Origin of the sequence: Halalkalibacter oceani, from assembly GCF_023715705.1 — a bacterium.
Lineage (GTDB): Bacteria > Bacillota > Bacilli > Bacillales > Bacillaceae_D > Halalkalibacter > Halalkalibacter oceani_A.
The window spans coordinates 18,054-36,108 of the sequence record NZ_JAMBOS010000023.1 but is presented as its reverse complement, the minus strand read 5'-3'; the positions used below and the strand labels follow the sequence as shown (position 1 = coordinate 36,108).

Sequence of the window (18,055 nt, the reverse complement as noted above, 5' to 3'; positions counted from 1 at the left end):
TCAAAGTTTAACAGATTGCCTCCTTCTGAACAATGCGGATTGCAGGGTGGAATTTTCACGTGCCGATACGGTATGATAGTGGCATGATGTTTTTTTAGTTATAGGAGCTACAATAAAAAGGAGTACGATGTTTTGTGATTCATACATTACCGGCAATTACCCCAAACCATGATCCGTGGGAAGCTTATCAGGATATGAAAGAATTTGGCCGGCTTACCTTAACGAATATTGAAATAACGACGACCACTTTATGCAATATGCGCTGCGAGCATTGCGCCGTCGGCTATACGTTGACGACAAAGGAAGCCGAGCCGCTGCCGCTTGATTTGCTGATCAGCCGTCTCGATGAAATCCCGCATTTACGCGCCTTCAGCATCACGGGCGGAGAGCCGATGCTTTCGCTGAAATCGGTTGATCAATACGTCGTTCCCCTGCTGAAATATGCCCGCGAACGAGGCGCCCGGACGCAAATCAATTCGAATTTAACGCTCGATTTAAAGCGGTATGAAAAGATTATCCCGTATTTAGATGTACTTCATATTTCTCACAATTATAGCAGCGTTGATGATTTTGCCGACATCGGCTTTGCCGTGATGGACAGAAAGCCGAGCTTCGCCCATCGTGCGAAGCTGTTTCATCGCATGGTAGACAATGCGAGGGCCCTGACAAGCGAGGGGGTGCTTGTTTCCGCTGAAACGATGCTCAATAAACGAACCTTGCCTCATATTGAAAAAATTCATGAGCAAATTGTGGAAATGGGCTGTCAGCGTCACGAGGTTCATCTGATGTATAGTATGTTTAATATTTCATTCCATTAATTAGACAAATAAAAAAAGCCTTAAAACCTTACAGGCTCAGGGCATTCCTCACTAAATTATTTATATTAGGTCTACCTACTTCTATTATAATAATTCCTTTATCATTTACATGAATATCCTCAGGATTTGGCTGAGGTCTACCCAACATTTCAGCTATCTTACTATATGGCTTTTCTATATCTGTAATCTCCTTATTCATACTGTACCTCTCCCTGTTGTTTAATTGTTTTGCCCTGGATAGGTTACACTTAGTTGGACAAGTTAGTTAAGGTCAGTTACACTTGGTTCAAATAAGAGCCGAGGAGATTTAAAAATGACCAAACGAGTGAGAAGAAGTTTTTCTAAAGAATTCAAAGAACAAATCGTTCATTTGCACGCTTCTGGTAAGCCAAGAGCTGAAATTATCAAAGAATACGAGCTAACGCCTTCTGCCTTTGATAAATGGGTTCGGCAGCACCAGGACAGCGGTTCGTTTGAAGAAAAAGACAACCGTACACTAGAACAGGAAGAACTGATTCGGCTGCGAAAAGAAAACCAAAAGCTTGCAATGGAGAATGATATTTTAAAGCAAGCCGCGCTGATCATGGGACGAAAGTAGATGTGATCCGGAACAACCGCCACAAATACTCGGTATCAGCAATGTGCGCCGACCTACAAATTGCCCGAAGTACGTACTATTATGAAGCAAAAATTCGAGATGATCAGAATGAAAAATTAACCGAAATGATCATCGATATTTTTAAGAAAAGTCGCGATAACTATGGCCAAAGAAAGATTAAGATTGAACTTAAAAAGAGAGGTTGGACAGTTTCCAGACGTCGTATCGGCCGGATTATGAAAGATCAAGGACTTGTTTCGAAGTATACTGTTGCTCAATTTAAGCCCTCTTAATCATCATGTAACGAATCGGAAGTAGGGAATACCCTGAATCGAGAATTTAATCAAGATCAAGAACTTAAAGTGATTGTAAGTGATTTAACGTATGTGCGCGTTCAACAAAGATGGCATTATATATGCGTTTTAGTAGATTTATATAATCGTGAAATTATCGGCTACAGCGCTGGTCCTCATAAAAGTGCTGAGTTAGTTCAACGTGCCTTTGCTTCAGTTATTCCATACAGATCGAGGAAGTGAGTTTAAGAACAAACTTATTGACCAGGCTTTAGAAACCTTTGGGATTGAACGTTCATTGAGTGAGAAAGGAACGCCCTATGACAATGCCATAGCAGAAGCCACTTTTAAGCCCATAAAAACAGAGTTCGTTCGTGGTGCGGTTTTCTCTAACCAACACGAACTTGACCTTGAACTTTTTGATTACGTTCATTGGTTTAATAATATCCGAATCCATGGATCATTAGATTATTTAACCCCTACTGAATACAAGTTGATACACCTTTAGGAAATTGTTCAGTTTAGTGTTGACATTCCACTGCTCTCTGTTCCAGTAGCTGAGCCTCCTGTCTAGAGAAAGTCTGTGACTCATTAGTTGTACTAATTCTCATATATCCTACAGTCCTGCTCATGATGCTCCCCCTTATTTGTACTCTATTGAAATCTCAAAAGGCTTCTCTCCACCTACATCATTCTTTTCTTTCCAGTACCAAACCTTATCAATAACATCATGTAGTAACTTGTTAGCTCTCATAGAGGTCTCATTAGACTCATTTACTGTATGCTCCATAGACAATAAAAGCTCTATCTTAGCTTTAAGCTTTTTCTGTTTCTCTACCTCACTTTTAGCATCTGCTCCCTCTAAGTTTTTAAGCTCCTGCTCAATGCTTAACTGAGCCTCTTTAATTGTTCTAATCTCAGCCTGAGCCTCCTCAGCCTCATAAATGCCCATTTTAAAGCCATCCTGTACATTCTTTTTCTGCTTATCTAATTGATTGTATTGTAATGTAAGCTCCTGCTGTTTTTGAGCTACCTTACTAATGATGTCATTACTACCTGAAAGAACAGCCTCTATCTCTGCATCTATCTCTGTTAGATGCTCCCTGAGCTTGTTTAGTATTGCCTCCTGTAATCTGCTTATCTTAATGCCATTGTTTGAGCATCTTTCTAGACCTTTCATCTCAGCCTTAGCCCTAGCACCTTTAGAGGCATAGCAGTTTAGTAAGTATAGATGTCTACTGGACTTGTCTAACTTAGCTCTGCCCTCTCTGTTACCATATTTCATACAAAAGGATAATGTCTGCTTACATTTAGAGCAGACAATCAGCTTAGATAACGTATAAAGTCCTTTTTGCTGACTCTGAGGGACTTTCCTTCTCTCAACTCTTAATACCTGAGCCTTATTGAATGTCTCAGCATCTACTAGGGCAGGATGAGCCTCCTCTACAGTAATAACATCCTCACCTGTAAGCTCATAATGTACTACCCCTCTGTAAGCTACATTGTCTAAGATAATTGACAAAGCCCTGACATTTATAGACTTTCCTTTCCTGTTCTTAATGCCCCTCAGCTCTAACTGTTCTTGTATTTCAGTCATGTTCATTCCCTCATGAACATACATGTTAAAGATGTCCTGTACTACTTTAGACTCCTCAGGATGAGGAAGTAGATGCTTTTGCTCATTTTTTGTATATCCATAAGGAGCTATCCCAAAGTAAACTCCCTTTTTAATTGCTTGTATTCTTCCTCTCCTGAGCTTTCTCTTTGTCATCCTCATAAAGTGATTATCCATCTCAGACTGTATTCCTGATGTAAAGATGTCATCATCATTCATAAAGTTGTATGTCTTATTAAGAGTGAATAACATTAAGCCCTCATTTTTCATAAACCTTACAAAAAGACCAAAATCTGTTATGTCTCTAGTCAATCTATCTTGGTCTGTAACTAAGACTCCATCATAGATGTTTCTCCTTAGCTCCATCATCATCCTCTGTAGTTCAGGTCTACCATCCCAATCCTCTGAGCTACCTTCCTCAGAAAATATCTCATACTCCATATTGTTCTTATCTGCATAGTCAGTTAGTAACTCTAGTTGTCTACTTATCTCTAGCGCATCTGCATCCTTCAACCTTGATTTTCTAACATAGATTGCTACTAGTTTTTTTCCTGCATTGACTGTTACCATTTATGCTGAAATCTCCCCTTTACTTGCTTTATGTAGACCCTATTTCTCTCACAGACCTTATTATAGCAGGTATTCATTTAGACACAAGATGTTATACATTCAATGGCTCAATGAGCTTTGCTACATTGACATATGTTACCCTGATTACTCATAATGATAAAGTAGTAATAAGATAGGAGAATGTAAATGGAACAATATAAAACTATTACCAAAAGTAAACAGACACCTGACACTGATGCTTGGGAGGCTTATTTAGATGTAAAGCAACATGGTAAGCCTACTCTGTCTAGCATAGAGTTTACTACCACTAACCTCTGTAATATGAGATGCAGACACTGTGCTGTAGGACACACTCTTTCACATAAAGACCCTAAAGCACTTCCTTTAGAGTTATTACTGCAAAGATTAGAGGAAGTACCTACCCTGAGAACAATGAGCATCACAGGGGGAGAACCTATGATGTCCTTAAAGTCAGTAGATAATTATGTATTACCATTATTGAAATATGCTCATGAGAGAGGCATATACACTCAGATAAATTCTAACTTAACCTTAGACCTAGATAGATACAGGCTAATAGCACCATACTTAGATGTACTACACATATCTCATAACTGGGGTACAGAGGATGAGTTTATAGATACTGGCTTTGCTATGATGGAAAGAAAGCCCACTAGAGAACAAAGAAAAGCATTATTTGACAAGATGATTGTTAACTCTAAGGCTTTATCTGAAATGGGAGTATTAGTATCTGCTGAGACAATGATTAATAAAAATACATTACCCCACTTAGAAAAAATTCATAAGCAGGTAGTTGAGGAAATGGGCTGTAAAAGGCATGAAATTCACCCTATGTATGATAGTGGATTTGTTGGTATGAATGCTCCTGCGAAGTCGCAAGATGTTCCAAGTGACTTCGCCAGTCAGCTTGAGGTCGCCAGTCTCGCTGAAATCCGCGCCGGAATCCAGCGTTTGCTCGACGTTCGTGCCAAAGAGGTGTGGATGCTGTTCGGCACATTGCCATTTTATCCGTGCAGCATGAATGAAGAAGATCTCGCTTTACAAAAGAGGCTCTATGCCGAAGAGAATGTGACCGTACGCAACGATCCCGATGGGCGTTCACGCTTAAACATTAATATTTTTGACGGCAAGATCATCGTGACTGATTTCGGCGATACGCCGCCATTGGGTGATATCCGCACGACATCCTTGCCGGAGGCCTTTGAAACGTGGAACCGTTCCACCGTGGCTGCCTCCTTACATTGTCATTGCCCAAGCGTACAATGTCTCGGCCCCAATCTCCTTGTCAAAAACGCCTATTACCAGGACGTTGACTTTACAAAAAAGAAGACGAATCTATAAAGGATTATGGCCGAAGCGAGATCGGAGCTTTTGTATGAATGGAAAAAGTTCATCCCAGTATTTTCAGTAATGCTCTTGCTTATCAGTTACAATTCAAATAGCATGCAAATAACGCTCAGCAGGGAAAATCTGAGCGTTATTTGCATGCATTTATTCAAGACAGCTTATCTAGGCTGATTCGCCGACATGAAGGAAAACGAGAGGTGATCCTGTACCGGAATCCACGAGCCGACGCCTTGCTGGGTGACGTTTTTCACTTCAAGCTTCCGCTTTCCGCCTTTAAACGTTAAATACACCTCGCCATATGTCACTTTTCCTTTTTCATTGACCGCCGGCACGAAGCTGTGCAAATAGCCGACCTGCTTCGGCGCGATATTATAGGTGTTGTTTTTCCGCGTTCCCTGCCCGATCACCGTCTCAAACGATAATGGCAAATTCGTATGCTCCGCCGCTTTAATCATCATCATCTTTTTGACGGCTTCACTGTTTGGGATTTTCGCGGTTAAGCCGCCATTGACCTTTTTCTGCTGCTCCTGATGATACGTCAGCTTCTGCGGTGTACGTCCGCCGCGGTTGTCCAAATAGTTCGTGTTGACCTTCTGGTATTCCCAATTCACCTCGGTTCCGGCCGAATCATAGGAAAGCGGCCACTCCCCTAAATAAATGGAGGCACGGAAGCCAAGTGCTAATTTCGAATCGTTAATCGTCGATTCATTTAAAATTCGGATCAGGTCCGGGTTCTCAATTTTCACCTCTGTCGTCTCCATCAGTTCTTGAGCAAGCGTGCTCGGCTGCAAATATGGCAAGTCCTGAGTAGGATTTGTATACGTGTTTTCCTTGGAAATATTCAACACGGAATTAGGAATTTGAAATGACTGCTTTTCTTGTTTGTCACCTTCGGTAGCCAGCGCATTTCCGAACGGGATGAACAGGCAGACCAGCATGAATACAGCGATAAATCGTTTCATCTTCGAAGCCTCCTTTTAACTTTCAGCTCTCTTTTGTTCATAGTGTGAGCCTTGTTAAAAAATTTATCCACGATCCGGTCAAGGAGGATGCTTCTCCGATGAAAATTCCATGTCGCTACAACGATTCACGCCAATTAATCCGCTTCTCCACCCGCGGATAAAACCATTGAATCATCGGTCCGATCAAAAACGTCACAAGAACGGTACCAAGTCCGATCGGCCCGCCTGCGACAAAGGCAGCCGTTAAGGCGATAAGCTCAGAAATCGTTTTGGCCACCATTAAACGAACACCTAATAAATCTTTGATCACAAACATAAAACGGTCGATTGGGATGACGGCAAACTCGGCCTGCAAATAAACCGAAATCCCGAAAGCAATAATGACCGCGCCGAGAAGAAGGACGGTCAGCTGAAGCAAAAAGCCGCTGAATAAATGATAGTCAAAAACGACAATCAGCCAAAAATCGATAAAATACCCAATCGCCATCACAGTGACGAGCGCAAGAAGCTCCGGCTTTCGTCTGCCGAGCAGCGCATTAAGCAAAATGAGCGCGATCCCGACAAAAATCACCCAATTGCCGACTGAAAAGTTCGTCCGGTTCGCCAATCCGACATTTAAAGCGTCCCAGGCGCCGACACCGAGCCCGGCCAGAATCGTCAACGTAATGCCAAAAGATAGAATAAGCAATCCACCGAGATAGCTTATTAAACGAATCATGATAGGTTTCATTGAATTCTCCATTTCTTTTTTTACTCTTGCGGTTGTTTTTCGGTGCTTGTCATCACCTCTTCACTGATATTACGCCAATTTCCGAGGAAATAGTAGCCGGTCGCCACGACGCTGCTAATGACAAAGCTTACTCCCATGCCAATCGCAATCCCCTCTTCTCCAAACCAGGACGCAAATAGTGCAGTCAGCGGATAGCGCAACACCCAAAATGAAATGATGTTCAAAATGAGCACAGGAAACATCGCTCCGGCTGCTCTGGCGATTCCATTCAAAACAAAGTTGATCCCGAGAAATGGGTAAAAGAAGGCGATCATCTGGATATACATCGCGCCAAAGGCCACCGTCTCCTCCTCCTGGACGAAGATTCTGACAAATGTTTCTGCGCCGCTAAAGATAATCGTGCTTACCGTCAGGGAGACGACGATAATCAGGATAATCGCCTGCTTGGCAATTTCATTGACCCTTTTCCACTGCCTTGCCCCGATGTTCTGCCCGGCCATGCTGTTGACCGCCGCCCCAAGCGTGAGAGCCGGCAGCATAATCAAATTATCAAGTCGCTGAGCGGCGCCAAATCCGGCGACCGCCTGTTCACCAAAGCTTGTAACAACGGTCATAATCGCCATCATTCCTGCTGAGATGGCCATCATCGAAAGCCCGGCCGGCAGCCCCATTTTAAACAGGACAATAAAATATCTCTTCTCCGGCAGCTTCGGCACTTGAAAAGGAACATTTGCTTTATAAATTGAATAGAACAGCCCATATAAAAAGGCGATCCCCTGTGAAATAACTGTCGCGTAAGCTGCTCCTTCAATTCCGAAATTAAGCACGTAAATAAAAAGCGGGTCAAGAAAAGCATTCAGCACAACAGCAAGCAAAATAAAACGGACCGGCGTGCGGCTGTCACCCATCCCGCGTAAGACCGTCCCGATAAAGTTATAGCCGAATAAAAAGAGAATCCCGACAAAATTAATTTGCAAATACGCCTGGGCCATTGGCAAAATAGTTTCCGGTGTCCCCATAAAGCGTAGAATCGCGCCGGAAAACAAAAAGCCAATCAAGCCGAGCAAAAGTGCGAGCAAGCCGAGAACGAACACAAACGCATTCAGCGAATCCTTCAGTCCTTCTTCGTCCTTCGCCCCTCTTCGCTGGCTAATTACCGTCAAGGTCGCACCGTTTAAGCCAATAATAAAGGACAGGACCGTAAACACGACCGTAGCCGATATTGAAATGGCACCGAGAGCATCCGCTCCAAGTAAGTTTCCAACCCAAATCGAATCAATCAGCTGATAGGAAGACTGTAACAGATTGCTGATGAATATTGGCGACGAAAACAGCACCATTTTTTTGAGGATTTTTCCTTCTGTGAAATCGAGTTGATTTTCCTGTGTCAATCGTCATCCCTTCCCTCGCTAAAACCCCCACTGCACCATTTTTTACAAGCGTCGGTTTTCTTTCAAGCCGACGTCCTTTTATCTTATCTTGTACAATTATGTAAGAACAGAACAATAAGCATCATCAGTTTATTGCTTCTGTACGTTGCTTATTGCAGTTCAAAGCTCTCCGTTATGTTAATACTATCCTTGATCGATTGGACAATCGTGCAGTTTTTGCGTGTGATTTCCAGTGCTTTCTTCACCTTTTCTTCAGAAGCATCCGTGCCGGCAATCGTGAAATGAAGGTGAATGTCCGTTATTTCATTGGCCCCATGCTCACTTTTCTTCACATCAGCATGAATACGGATATCTTCAAACGTGATTCTTTGCTTCCTCAATATCCTCTTCAGCACACCCCCGCTGCAAACAGCAGTCGCCGACACTAGTAATTGGTAAGGCCGAAACCCGTATTCCTCATTCCCCGATACTTCCAGCTGACCAAACTCCAAATCGGTCGTAAAGCTATGCTCCTTCATGTGAAAATCCATGCCTTATCCCTCCCTCTCTTCCTTTTATTGTAACAGCGTTGACCGACGCCGTCATGTATTCCGCCACTTTTTACGTTCTCAGAAACCGTACATCCACGCGCTCATCATTAAGAAAAGCCCGTCACAAAAGGATTTTCACCTTTTGCCCGGACTTTACACACTGACGCTCACAGAGCAGATCGAGCTTTTTTAATGGTATTGATTGGATTTATTAGCTGAACTGCTCGTTTTATGATTATGTTTTTGATTGGCGCTTTGCTTTTGCTTCTTTTTCTTGCTCATACGCTCACTCTCCCTTTAAAGATCAAAGAAGGTGACACACGCGAGGTGGTCACCTTCTTTTTTTTTCCACTACCGCTCAAGCATGATTATTCAATGAACAATCTGGGGTCGAAACGATGTTTGTCTTTTGGAGACACCTACCTTCATTCATGTTAAAAACATTCTTGAAAATATTTGTCATTCTCCAACGTAATCACCTCGAGAAAGGCTTTCCTTTTACAATTCACGTTACTAGCCTGTTGCATCTTTGAACATTATCTTGAAAACGGTGGGTGGATGGGAAACAGCTGCTGCTGCTTCCTCGCTCCTTATCATGTCCCGTTGTCCGGACTCTATACATAAACATTTTCAGCTGTCAGTCCGTCTATTTCTTCAAGGTCTTTATTTCCGCCGCTGCTTCCTTTGTTGCTTTGACAATCTCCTCGGAGCTTTCCTTCAGATGACTTGCGGCCTGACTTAGCTGCTTAACATCCTCGCTAATGTCACGCATCATGGTGGAGACTTCGTTTGCCGTCTCACGAATGTGAGCGATAATCTGCTCGCGGTTATCCCGGACAAAATTCACTGCATCCACCGTGCACTGTTTGACTTGTTTTGCTTCCTTTGCCACTCTTTCCCGGTATTCCTTTTTTGACAGCAGAACACCAAGAGCAATGGCGCCTCCTATCCATGCTCCTTTACAAAACATCGTGCACTTTTTCACCATCATCCATCCTCCTCCGCTTTTCTTTCATTTTACCATTGAAGCCAAGGGTCTACCAGTTCTATCCGCAGGGCAAGTCCGACAAAAAAAGGACTAACCCAAGCCTGGCCTGGGAGTCCTTCTGTCTATTAGTTATACGCCTGCGTCAGCAAGTCATCCGTATCTAATTGTTCAAAGCCATTTTGACTTGATTTCTTTAAGTCGTTAATCTCCGTCGCAAGAAGTTCCAGCTTCTTTTGCATTTCTTCCAATGCTTTCTTTTCTGATACCGTCATAGCTTCTCTCTCCCTTGATGTTATTTATGGCGGCAGCCGATTGAGCATTCGCTCATTTTCTATTTATAAAAGAGTGCTCGCCCTTTTAAATGTTAAAAATATTCTAACAACATAATCTGTCCATGTAAATAGTTTTTTGAAAAATAATTTTTATTTATTGTAAAGCAGTTAAACGTCTAAAAACCATTCCTTCATACCGATGCTGATGAATGAGGAGCTGAAGGACTTGCCTGATTCTTTCATCGCCTGCTTCCTGATAAGCCTGTTCAAGCAAAGATAGCCTGTGTCCCGATTGCCGGATTTGGGCATGCATGCCCTGCTCATATGATTCCGGCTTTTGAAAAACCTCCTGGTCAACCTCAGGGGAAGTCCCGGTTTGCAAGCTGTACACCTGCTTTAAAAGAATATAATCTTTTCTTCTGCTGTCAAGAAGGAGCCGCCAAAGCTGACGTTCTTCACTTGTTTTCGCAATCACGGATAAATAATCAATCGTAAGCATATCTGAGCTCTCCGTTTTCAACAAGTCCTCAATTAACCGCGGGTTAACCGGACGCCAGTGATACCAGCCCTTCATGCCAACTTCCCCCTGCCTTTATCATGGATAAACAACACATCCCCTATTCATAACCCTGTTTTTCTTAACGTATGTAAGGCTTTCTGTCGATAGACATATTCGACAATAATCGTTAATAAAATTCTTTTTTCGCAAAATTGTAACAATTCCTTCATTCTTTCCACATCATCTGTTGTTATAATGAACTTACATCCTAAGAGTTGAGGTGATTCCAGTATGAGAAGACAGGTAGCATCATTTAAAGAACTTGTATCCGAGAACAAAAAAGAGCTCTTAAATGATCCAAAGGCTTTAGCCGAAATTGAAAAACGCATTGATGAGCGTTCTTCTCAAAACAATGAAAAAGAATTTAAAAAGGCCCAGTAACACCAGGCCTCGAGGCAAAAGATAATCAGGGGTTGTACGAAACCGTTGGATAATTGATAAAAAACAGAAGACGCACATCAATCGTGACAGAAAGTGAGCCGGAAGTTTTTCCTTCCGGCTCCTTTCTGTCATTGTTCAACTTAAAACAAGCGCGCCATAGCAAAGTGAGCCGGCGATCACATATGCTGGATGGAGCTTCACTCTTTCCATCAGCACCCAGCTGCCCAAGGCCAGCACAATCGTGTGACCAAGCCCTGCTCCTTGCAGCGAGCTTCCGAAAAACTCCCATGTAAGCACACCAAGCAAAACGGTAATCGTCGGCCGGATCAGACCGGTCATTCGTTTCACCCGCGGAGAGTTGCGGAATTTATATAACAGCCCAAGCAAAAAGACCATCGCCAGCAGGGAAGGCGCTATCGTCGCAAACAGACCGACAAACGAACCAAACACTCCTCCCATTTCATAGCCGATATATCCGGCCAATTTCGTATTGATCGGTCCCGGAAGCGCATTTCCAATCGCCAGCAGTTCAGCAAATTCCTCCACTGTCATCCACCCGTAGCGGTTGACCACTTCCTCCTGTATCAGTGGAACAGAGGCCGGGCCGCCGCCATAGCCGACAATATTCGGAATAAAAAAAGCTAAAAAAATGTGCAGATAAATCATGCGCTTTCTCCTTTTTTCGTGTCTTTATCTTTACGCGGCTTTGCCAAAAGACCATATCCCAACAAAGCGCCGATAATGATCGCCGGATGAACGGCCAGGCCTTGATAAAACAGTAAACTGATAATCACAAGCGCGATACTCAGTCCCAAACCAAGTCCCTTTTTCGACTGCTTGAAAAAGGAATACGTCAGCGTCAGCATCATCACTGCCACAACAGGTGTAATGGCCTGCGTCATCCCTTGCACGACCGAAGAATCCCGGAAGCTTGTTAACAGACCCATAAGTCCGATCATTAACAATACAGTAGGCAAAGCCGTTGCCAAAATGGCCGAGACAAGTCCGCTCCAGCCTGCCAGACGATAGCCGATATATCCAGCGATCTTCGTCGCTATCGGCCCGGGAAGCGCATTTCCCAGGGCGAGAATATCGCCAAATTCTTCATCTGTCACCCAGCGGTACCGTTCAACCGCTTCCTTATGAAAGAGCGGGATGCTTGCCGGTCCGCCGCCATAGCCGAGAATACCCGCCCGAAAAAAGGCGACAAACAAATCTTTATTCGTTTTCCAATTCATGTTCTTACTCCTTTCATCAGGAGACTACCTCCTCGTCCTTAGTAGTCTACACATAAGGCGGCAATCATGATAAGATACAAAACAAAGCAAAAGAAGTGGGGCCTGCAAATGAAAATAGATGCAACAGACCGAAAGATTCTTGAGCTCTTAACAATGAATGGCCGTATATCGTATGTCGACATCGCGAAGGAATTAAAGCTTTCCCGCGTCGCCGTTCGCGAAAGGATTAATCAGCTGATTGAAGCCGAGGTCATCGAGAAGTTCAGTGTTGTCATCAATTCCGACAAAGTGGGGAAGAAAGTATCTGCCTTTTTTGAGGTGGATTGTGAGCCAACGTCCCTTGTTTCCGTGGCCGAAACTCTAGCGGAAAACCCCAAAGTGGCAAGCTGCTATCAGATGACAGGGCCAAGCACCCTTCACATGCATGTTCTCGTTGATGACTTTGAACAGCTCGAATCCTTTATTAATGAGGAGCTTTATGCCCTTGAAGGGATCACCCGCGTCGAAAGTCATATTCTTTTACGCCGCTTTAAAAGCCGCAGCGGCCTTAATTTGTAAGGAAGATATCAAACCCTTTTGACTGAGAGTTACTGCGGCTCTGGCTGGCGCGCGACCGGAAGGAGAGAAAATGCGCTCCCCTTCCTGTCTTAATATACCTTGCGCCGCCTTCGCTCGCTCTTCAGGAAGATATCAAAAGGGACACTTTACCCCTTTGATATCTTCTTTACCACACAGCTAGGTGTCCGTCTGTTCTTGGTTCTGTTCCGCCTGCGAGTACGCCGGTTTCCGGATCGCGCCAAATGATCTGCCCTCTGCCAAATAGCCCGACATCCAAACCGATATGAACATCATGACCGCGCCGTCGCAGCTCCTGGACAATATGCTGTGGGACGTGGGGCTCGAGATAGACCGTTTTTTCACCGGACCACATCCAGCGTGGTGCATCGAGAGCCGCTTGCGGATTCAAAGCAAAATCAATCGCATTGGTCACCACCTGGACATGACCCTGTGGCTGCATGAAGCCACCCATTACGCCAAAAGGACCGACCGGCTGATCTCCCTTTGTTAAGAAACCCGGAATAATCGTATGATACGTTTTCTTTCCCGGCGCAAGCGCATTATCATGAGCCGGATCAAGCGAGAAGTTGCGGCCGCGGTTTTGCATCGCAATTCCCGTACCCGGTACAACAATCCCGGAGCCAAAGCCCATATAGTTGCTCTGAATAAAGGAAACCATATTTCCTTCCTCATCAGCTGTCGCCATATAAACAGTGCCGCCCGACTGCGGAGTACCGGGCTGCGGATGCAAGGCCTCCTCTCCAATTAAAGCGCGCCGCTCGGCTGCATATTGATCCGATAAAAGCTCCTCCTGCGTCACCGTCATATGCCGCGGATCGGTGATATAAGTCATTCCGTCAATGAACGCGAGCTTCATCGCCTCGATCATTTTATGATAGGTAGCGCCATTCTCCCGCTCATTAAACTCGAAGCCCTTTAAAATATTGAGCGCTTCAAGGGCGACCAGTCCTTGCCCGTTCGGCGGAATTTCCCATACTTGATAGCCGCGGTAGTCCGTATGAATCGGGTCGACCCATTCCGGCTTGTAAGCGGCCAAATCTTCCTGACGCAAGAATCCTTGATGCTCTTTAAAGAACGCCGCGATCTTCTCGGCGATCTCCCCTTGATAAAACGCCTTCGCCTCTGTTTCTCCGATTAAACGCAATGTCTCGGCATGACCCGGCGAGGACCAGATTTCACCAGCCTGTGGAGGACGACCATTTGGCGCAAATGTCTCAAACCAGGAAGCAAATTCCTTTCGCTCCCGATAAGATGAAAATTGACGATAGCCCTCCTGCCAATAATGAGCCAAGGTTGGAGAAAGCGGATAGCCATTTTCAGCGTATTCAATCGCCGGTGCTAACACATCCGCCAACGGCAGCTTCCCAAACGTTCGCGATAACTCCGCCCAGGCGCCCGGTGTGCCTGGAACCGTTACCGGAACGACGCCGTGCTTAGGCAGTTCCTTATGCCCCGCTGCGGTTACAGCCTCGATCGACAGCTGCTGTGGCGCCTGCCCGCTCCCATTCAATCCATGTAGCTTGCCTTTTGTCCAAACAAGGGCAAAACAATCGGAACCAATTCCGTTCGATGTCGGTTCCACCACTGTGAGGCAGGCTGCTGTCGCGATCGCGGCGTCAATCGCATTCCCACCTTTTTTCAATATAGCGAGACCCGCTTCTGCGGCGAGCGGCTGAGATGTTCCAACCATTCCCCGTCTGCCGTATACGACATTGCGCTTCGACGAGTATGGGTAACGATGTGAATCAAATGATACGTGCATCTTGTCTCCCCCTAACCAAATGGTAAGTCATTCTTACATATTCTTTCGTTTAAAATGATATTAAACTACTATTCAATCATTTTGTTCATTAATCCATTATAATTAATTTCAATATGTTCGTCTATGTATTATTCGGATTTTTGCGAAAATAAAGTAGGGCTGGGCAAAAGGCAAAAAATAACCTTTTGGCCAGCCCTATGAGCGTAACCGCTACGAACTTAATGCTAACTCGCTTTGTCTCAAGCTTATTTGCCGGATTATTGCACTATCCCTTGACCGCTCCTCCAGATAAGCCTTTCACCACTCGCTCTTGGGCAAGAATAAACAATAGCAGTACTGGTAAGCTGGCCAATGCCAAGGCTGCCATAAGGCCAGGTACATTTATCGAGAACTCGCCATAAAAATTTTGCAACCCCAGCGGCAATGTCATATTGCTAGGCGTTTGAATGAGAATCAGCGCAAAGATGAATTCTGTCCAAAGAAAAACAAAATTGTAAATGACAATTGTAGAAATTGCCGGGACCACATTCGGAAAAATGATTCTTGAGAATATCCGCCAATGACTTGCTCCATCAATTTGCGCTGCTTCTTCCAGTTCCCTTGGAATTTCCTGCATAAATTGAGTCAGAATGAAGACCGAGATTGGCAGGCTGAAGGCGACGTACGGGCCAAGTAACGCCAGCAGCGTATCATAAATTCCAAAGTTATTCGTCATGACAAAGATAGGAATTAAGGTGGCGTGAATCGGCAGCATCATTCCCGCTACAAAGAGCAAAAACAAAGGACGATTCAGCTTAAATTTGATCCGGCTCAGTGGATAGCTTGTTAAAGCAGCAATAAAGACGACAATAATAACCGCGGAAGTGGTAATGATTAGACTGTTCACAAAATAGCTTGTTAAACCCATATCAAACACTGATAGATAATGCTCGACTGTGAATGACTGCGGCAAAATCGAGAACGGATTCGCAAAAAACTCATCCATACTTTTAAATGACGTACCGATCATAAAGACGAAGGGGTAGACAGTAAACAGCAATAATAAGATTGCCAGAACATAAAGAAGGATTCTTTTCAGCATTTCTACTGGTCTCATAGCAATGCCCCCCGTTTTTTCCGTCGATACTCGAATACTTGAATGATTAGAACACTGATAAACGCCAGTATGAACATCATCGCGGCAATCGTGCTGGCATAGCCCATATTGAAATGAATAAATCCTTGTTTAAACATATAGGTGCCTACTATTTCCGTTGCATTCCCCGGTCCCCCGCCAGTCATAATATAGAAGATGTCAAATGCCTTTAAGGAACCGACAATTGCCAGAATGGACGAGGTCACGATTGTCGGGATCAAAGCCGGAAATGTAATCGAGAAGAACTTCTGAATGCCATTTGCTCCATCGATCTCTGCTGCTTCGTACAGCTCATCCGGAATGCCGACCATCGCTGCTTTGAATAAAATCATATAAAATGGTGCAAATTGCCAGATAATCACGAGGAGGACAGCGATCATTGCCGTATTTTGATCTGCCAGCCAGGCAACCGGTTCGAATCCAAACCATTGAACAACCTGGTTCATTGGACCATTAATTGGATCATACATAAAGATCCATAGCAGGCCGATCGCCACCGTCGACATCAAATACGGCAGGAAATACAACACATTCAAAAGCTTAATCCCTTTAATTGGACTGAATAAGACTAAAGCCATAAGCAGGCCTAAGGGGATCTGAATGAAAACAGAGGCTAAGATCAGCATCATGTTATTTTGCAGGGCCGACCAAAATGTTTGATCGGCCAACAGGACGGTATAGTTTTGTAACCCGATGAATGTCCGTTCGCCCTGGCCGCCGCTCCAGCTAAAGAGACTGTATTGAAACGTCGCCACGATTGGATAAAGTATAAAAACCGAATAAACAAGCAGCGCTGGCAAAACGAAAAGCGCAATCGTCACGGCCTTTTTTTGTTTCTGCTTTTTTGATTGTTTTACAATCGCTGCTTCTGTACTTAGCACAGTATTCATTAGATATCCCCTTCTTTATAATAGAATGAGTTTAAATAGGGATGGCGCGTCTCCGCCGCAGTCTACTCTAACTCTTCCTGAGCCTTGCTTTCCATTTGCGCCGCCGCTTCCTCCGGTGTCATCGTTAATCCTAAAATTTCCTGTGTTGTATCCTTATGCAGCTCCCCTAAAGCCGGTGGCAGTACCTGGTCATAAGGAAACTGGATGGAATTGGCCTTGCCGATCATATCCATAAACGTTTGCACATATGGATCACTGCTTTCGATTCCTGTCAGCGCGACTGCTGTACCCGTCCGGTCGACAAATGCCTGTGCCGTTTCTGCGCTCGTCAATTCCTTGATAAGTTCGACAGCAAGATCAGCATGCTCGGCGTGTTCAGAAACAGACCATACCGGGGATGCTCCCGCACTAATATTGGTAGGATCACCTTCCCCCTCTGAGAGCGCCGGGAAGTTAAAGACTCCCATTTTCTCTTCAAAGTCGGGGCTTTCATCACGCATATTATTCACAAAACCGCTTGTCATCAGCATCATGGCTGCCTGCCCGGAATACATAAGCTGCCGCCCCTGACCGGCATCATAGGAAATGCCGTTAAAGCCCGGGTTAAAGGCATTTCGTTCTACCAGCTCCTGAATATAGGCTCCTGCCTGAACGTAGGCAGGGTCATCAAACCCTCTTCCTTGACGATGATACGCTTCAAGAAAGAGATCCTCCCCGGCGAGCCGGTCAGCCAAATACATTAAGAAGAAAGCTCCCGGCCACTTTGGCTGATTCGCTAAAGCGATCGGAATGACATCATTTTCATTTAGCACATCAATGATCGTCAGTAACTCATCATACGTTTCAGGCACCTCCAAATGATGTTCAGCAAAAATATCTTTATTGTAGTAGAAGACATAAGGGGATAATCCGAGCGGCAGCCCATAAACGTTTCCGTCATACGTGGAATTGTCTAAAGCCACTTCGGCAAATTGACTAAAATCAATATCTTCATCAGTTAAATTTTTCACCTGACCAGATTGAACGAATTCCTCCAGCCAGCCCCCTCCCCAGCTGTGAAAAACATCCGGCGGATTCCCACCTGACATCGCAACGACCATCCGCTGCTTATAATCATCATTTGGAATTTGCAGGACGTTGACTTGCACATCCGAATGCTTCTCTTCAAAACGGGCCACCGCTTCCATATAAACCTCTTCTCTCACACCGGGATCAATATGCCAAAAATCAATTACTTTCTTATCACCATTTTGCTCATTCGAATCCGGGGTACTGCTTCCTTCGTCACTTGGAGAGCACGCTGCCAGAACAAGCAAAATGACTAAAGCACGTAACAACAAATGGAACTTCTTCATTCCCATCATTCCTCTCTTATT

General features: G+C 44.5%; 18 protein-coding genes and 2 pseudogenes. 5 read left to right on the top strand and 15 right to left on the bottom strand.

The annotated features are described in order from the left end of the window. Window positions 1–134: 134 nt before the first annotated feature. A pseudogene (gene yfkAB, locus M3212_RS16930) lies at window positions 135–791 on the top strand (radical SAM/CxCxxxxC motif protein YfkAB); the annotation flags it as partial. 55 nt (window positions 792–846) lie between these two features. Here yfkAB (M3212_RS16930) and M3212_RS16925 read toward each other — a convergent pair. Then, window positions 847–1,017: a hypothetical protein gene (locus M3212_RS16925; protein ID WP_251195156.1), complete on the bottom strand. Its 171-nt coding sequence runs from the start codon at window positions 1,015–1,017 to the stop codon at window positions 847–849. Window positions 1,018–1,131: 114 nt separating this feature from the next. Here M3212_RS16925 and M3212_RS16920 point away from each other — a divergent pair. Beyond that, a pseudogene (locus tag M3212_RS16920) lies at window positions 1,132–2,217 on the top strand (IS3 family transposase). Window positions 2,218–2,352: 135 nt separating this feature from the next. On the opposite strand, the gene M3212_RS16915 reads toward M3212_RS16920, so the two are convergent. Beyond that, window positions 2,353–3,894 carry a recombinase family protein gene (locus M3212_RS16915; protein WP_251195155.1) on the bottom strand — a complete coding sequence of 514 codons (1,542 nt, stop codon included), beginning with the start codon at window positions 3,892–3,894 and terminating at the stop codon, window positions 2,353–2,355. Window positions 3,895–4,080: 186 nt separating this feature from the next. On the opposite strand from M3212_RS16915, the gene yfkAB (M3212_RS16910) reads away from it, so the two are divergent. After that, the gene (gene yfkAB / locus M3212_RS16910; protein ID WP_251195154.1) at window positions 4,081–5,256 is read left to right on the top strand and encodes a radical SAM/CxCxxxxC motif protein YfkAB; all 1,176 of its coding nucleotides are present in this window, start codon (window positions 4,081–4,083) and stop codon (window positions 5,254–5,256) included. A 164-nt stretch (window positions 5,257–5,420) separates the two neighbouring features. On the opposite strand, the gene M3212_RS16905 is transcribed toward yfkAB (M3212_RS16910), so the two are convergent. The 7 genes from M3212_RS16905 to M3212_RS16875 all read right to left on the bottom strand — a co-directional run bounded on the left by M3212_RS16905 (window position 5,421) and on the right by M3212_RS16875 (window position 10,709). Beyond that, complete coding sequence (locus tag M3212_RS16905; protein WP_251195153.1) at window positions 5,421–6,224, bottom strand: YfkD famly protein; 804 nt, start codon at window positions 6,222–6,224, stop codon at window positions 5,421–5,423. Window positions 6,225–6,339: 115 nt separating this feature from the next. Further along, window positions 6,340–6,954 (bottom strand): YczE/YyaS/YitT family protein, encoded by a 615-nt coding sequence (locus M3212_RS16900; RefSeq protein ID WP_251195152.1) that lies wholly within the window; start codon window positions 6,952–6,954, stop codon window positions 6,340–6,342. Window positions 6,955–6,974: 20 nt separating this feature from the next. Further along, window positions 6,975–8,345: an MATE family efflux transporter gene (locus M3212_RS16895; protein ID WP_251195151.1), complete on the bottom strand. Its 1,371-nt coding sequence runs from the start codon at window positions 8,343–8,345 to the stop codon at window positions 6,975–6,977. Between the two features lie 149 nt (window positions 8,346–8,494). Beyond that, entirely contained in the window at window positions 8,495–8,875 is a 381-nt protein-coding gene (locus tag M3212_RS16890; protein WP_251195150.1) for an OsmC family protein, read from the bottom strand. Window positions 8,876–9,521: 646 nt separating this feature from the next. Next, window positions 9,522–9,863, bottom strand: coding sequence for a hypothetical protein (locus M3212_RS16885; protein WP_251195149.1), 342 nt, complete (start codon window positions 9,861–9,863; stop codon window positions 9,522–9,524). Window positions 9,864–9,988: 125 nt separating this feature from the next. Further along, window positions 9,989–10,135 (bottom strand): hypothetical protein, encoded by a 147-nt coding sequence (locus M3212_RS16880; protein WP_251195148.1) that lies wholly within the window; start codon window positions 10,133–10,135, stop codon window positions 9,989–9,991. Between the two features lie 154 nt (window positions 10,136–10,289). Next, window positions 10,290–10,709: a hypothetical protein gene (locus M3212_RS16875; RefSeq protein WP_251195147.1), complete on the bottom strand. Its 420-nt coding sequence runs from the start codon at window positions 10,707–10,709 to the stop codon at window positions 10,290–10,292. 216 nt (window positions 10,710–10,925) lie between these two features. On the opposite strand from M3212_RS16875, the gene M3212_RS16870 reads away from it, so the two are divergent. Next, window positions 10,926–11,075: an FbpB family small basic protein gene (locus M3212_RS16870; protein ID WP_251195146.1), complete on the top strand. Its 150-nt coding sequence runs from the start codon at window positions 10,926–10,928 to the stop codon at window positions 11,073–11,075. Window positions 11,076–11,210: 135 nt separating this feature from the next. Here M3212_RS16870 and M3212_RS16865 read toward each other — a convergent pair whose 3' ends face one another. Together M3212_RS16865 and M3212_RS16860 are read right to left on the bottom strand one after the other, a co-directional pair. Continuing rightward, the gene (locus tag M3212_RS16865; protein WP_251195145.1) at window positions 11,211–11,741 is read right to left on the bottom strand and encodes a chromate transporter; all 531 of its coding nucleotides are present in this window, start codon (window positions 11,739–11,741) and stop codon (window positions 11,211–11,213) included. Further along, a complete protein-coding gene (locus tag M3212_RS16860; protein WP_251195144.1) occupies window positions 11,738–12,313 on the bottom strand; it encodes a chromate transporter in 576 nt (191 codons plus the stop codon). The genes M3212_RS16865 and M3212_RS16860 overlap by 4 nt, the downstream gene beginning before the upstream one ends. A gap of 108 nt (window positions 12,314–12,421) precedes the next feature. On the opposite strand from M3212_RS16860, the gene M3212_RS16855 reads away from it, so the two are divergent. Then, entirely contained in the window at window positions 12,422–12,871 is a 450-nt protein-coding gene (locus M3212_RS16855) for an Lrp/AsnC family transcriptional regulator (RefSeq protein ID WP_251195188.1), read from the top strand. A 166-nt stretch (window positions 12,872–13,037) separates the two neighbouring features. On the opposite strand, the gene M3212_RS16850 is transcribed toward M3212_RS16855, so the two are convergent. From M3212_RS16850 to M3212_RS16835, 4 genes are all read right to left on the bottom strand, one after another. Further along, window positions 13,038–14,654, bottom strand: coding sequence for a gamma-glutamyltransferase family protein (locus tag M3212_RS16850; RefSeq protein WP_251195143.1), 1,617 nt, complete (start codon window positions 14,652–14,654; stop codon window positions 13,038–13,040). A 265-nt stretch (window positions 14,655–14,919) separates the two neighbouring features. Then, complete coding sequence (locus tag M3212_RS16845) at window positions 14,920–15,750, bottom strand: carbohydrate ABC transporter permease (protein ID WP_251195142.1); 831 nt, start codon at window positions 15,748–15,750, stop codon at window positions 14,920–14,922. Further along, window positions 15,747–16,679, bottom strand: coding sequence for a carbohydrate ABC transporter permease (locus M3212_RS16840; RefSeq protein ID WP_251195141.1), 933 nt, complete (start codon window positions 16,677–16,679; stop codon window positions 15,747–15,749). The genes M3212_RS16845 and M3212_RS16840 overlap by 4 nt, the downstream gene beginning before the upstream one ends. A gap of 62 nt (window positions 16,680–16,741) precedes the next feature. After that, window positions 16,742–18,034 (bottom strand): extracellular solute-binding protein, encoded by a 1,293-nt coding sequence (locus M3212_RS16835; protein ID WP_251195140.1) that lies wholly within the window; start codon window positions 18,032–18,034, stop codon window positions 16,742–16,744. Window positions 18,035–18,055 lie beyond the last annotated feature (21 nt).

Coding starts and splice junctions, on each gene's coding strand:
- M3212_RS16925 (WP_251195156.1), bottom strand. CDS start 1,017: ATGAATAAGGAGATTACAGATATAGAAAAGCCATATAGTAAGATAGCT.
- M3212_RS16915 (WP_251195155.1), bottom strand. CDS start 3,894: ATGGTAACAGTCAATGCAGGAAAAAAACTAGTAGCAATCTATGTTAGA.
- yfkAB (WP_251195154.1), top strand. CDS start 4,081: ATGGAACAATATAAAACTATTACCAAAAGTAAACAGACACCTGACACT.
- M3212_RS16905 (WP_251195153.1), bottom strand. CDS start 6,224: ATGAAACGATTTATCGCTGTATTCATGCTGGTCTGCCTGTTCATCCCG.
- M3212_RS16900 (WP_251195152.1), bottom strand. CDS start 6,954: ATGAAACCTATCATGATTCGTTTAATAAGCTATCTCGGTGGATTGCTT.
- M3212_RS16890 (WP_251195150.1), bottom strand. CDS start 8,875: ATGGATTTTCACATGAAGGAGCATAGCTTTACGACCGATTTGGAGTTT.
- M3212_RS16885 (WP_251195149.1), bottom strand. CDS start 9,863: ATGGTGAAAAAGTGCACGATGTTTTGTAAAGGAGCATGGATAGGAGGC.
- M3212_RS16880 (WP_251195148.1), bottom strand. CDS start 10,135: ATGACGGTATCAGAAAAGAAAGCATTGGAAGAAATGCAAAAGAAGCTG.
- M3212_RS16875 (WP_251195147.1), bottom strand. CDS start 10,709: ATGAAGGGCTGGTATCACTGGCGTCCGGTTAACCCGCGGTTAATTGAG.
- M3212_RS16870 (WP_251195146.1), top strand. CDS start 10,926: ATGAGAAGACAGGTAGCATCATTTAAAGAACTTGTATCCGAGAACAAA.
- M3212_RS16865 (WP_251195145.1), bottom strand. CDS start 11,741: ATGATTTATCTGCACATTTTTTTAGCTTTTTTTATTCCGAATATTGTC.
- M3212_RS16860 (WP_251195144.1), bottom strand. CDS start 12,313: ATGAATTGGAAAACGAATAAAGATTTGTTTGTCGCCTTTTTTCGGGCG.
- M3212_RS16855 (WP_251195188.1), top strand. CDS start 12,422: ATGAAAATAGATGCAACAGACCGAAAGATTCTTGAGCTCTTAACAATG.
- M3212_RS16850 (WP_251195143.1), bottom strand. CDS start 14,654: ATGCACGTATCATTTGATTCACATCGTTACCCATACTCGTCGAAGCGC.
- M3212_RS16845 (WP_251195142.1), bottom strand. CDS start 15,750: ATGAGACCAGTAGAAATGCTGAAAAGAATCCTTCTTTATGTTCTGGCA.
- M3212_RS16840 (WP_251195141.1), bottom strand. CDS start 16,679: ATGAATACTGTGCTAAGTACAGAAGCAGCGATTGTAAAACAATCAAAA.
- M3212_RS16835 (WP_251195140.1), bottom strand. CDS start 18,034: ATGAAGAAGTTCCATTTGTTGTTACGTGCTTTAGTCATTTTGCTTGTT.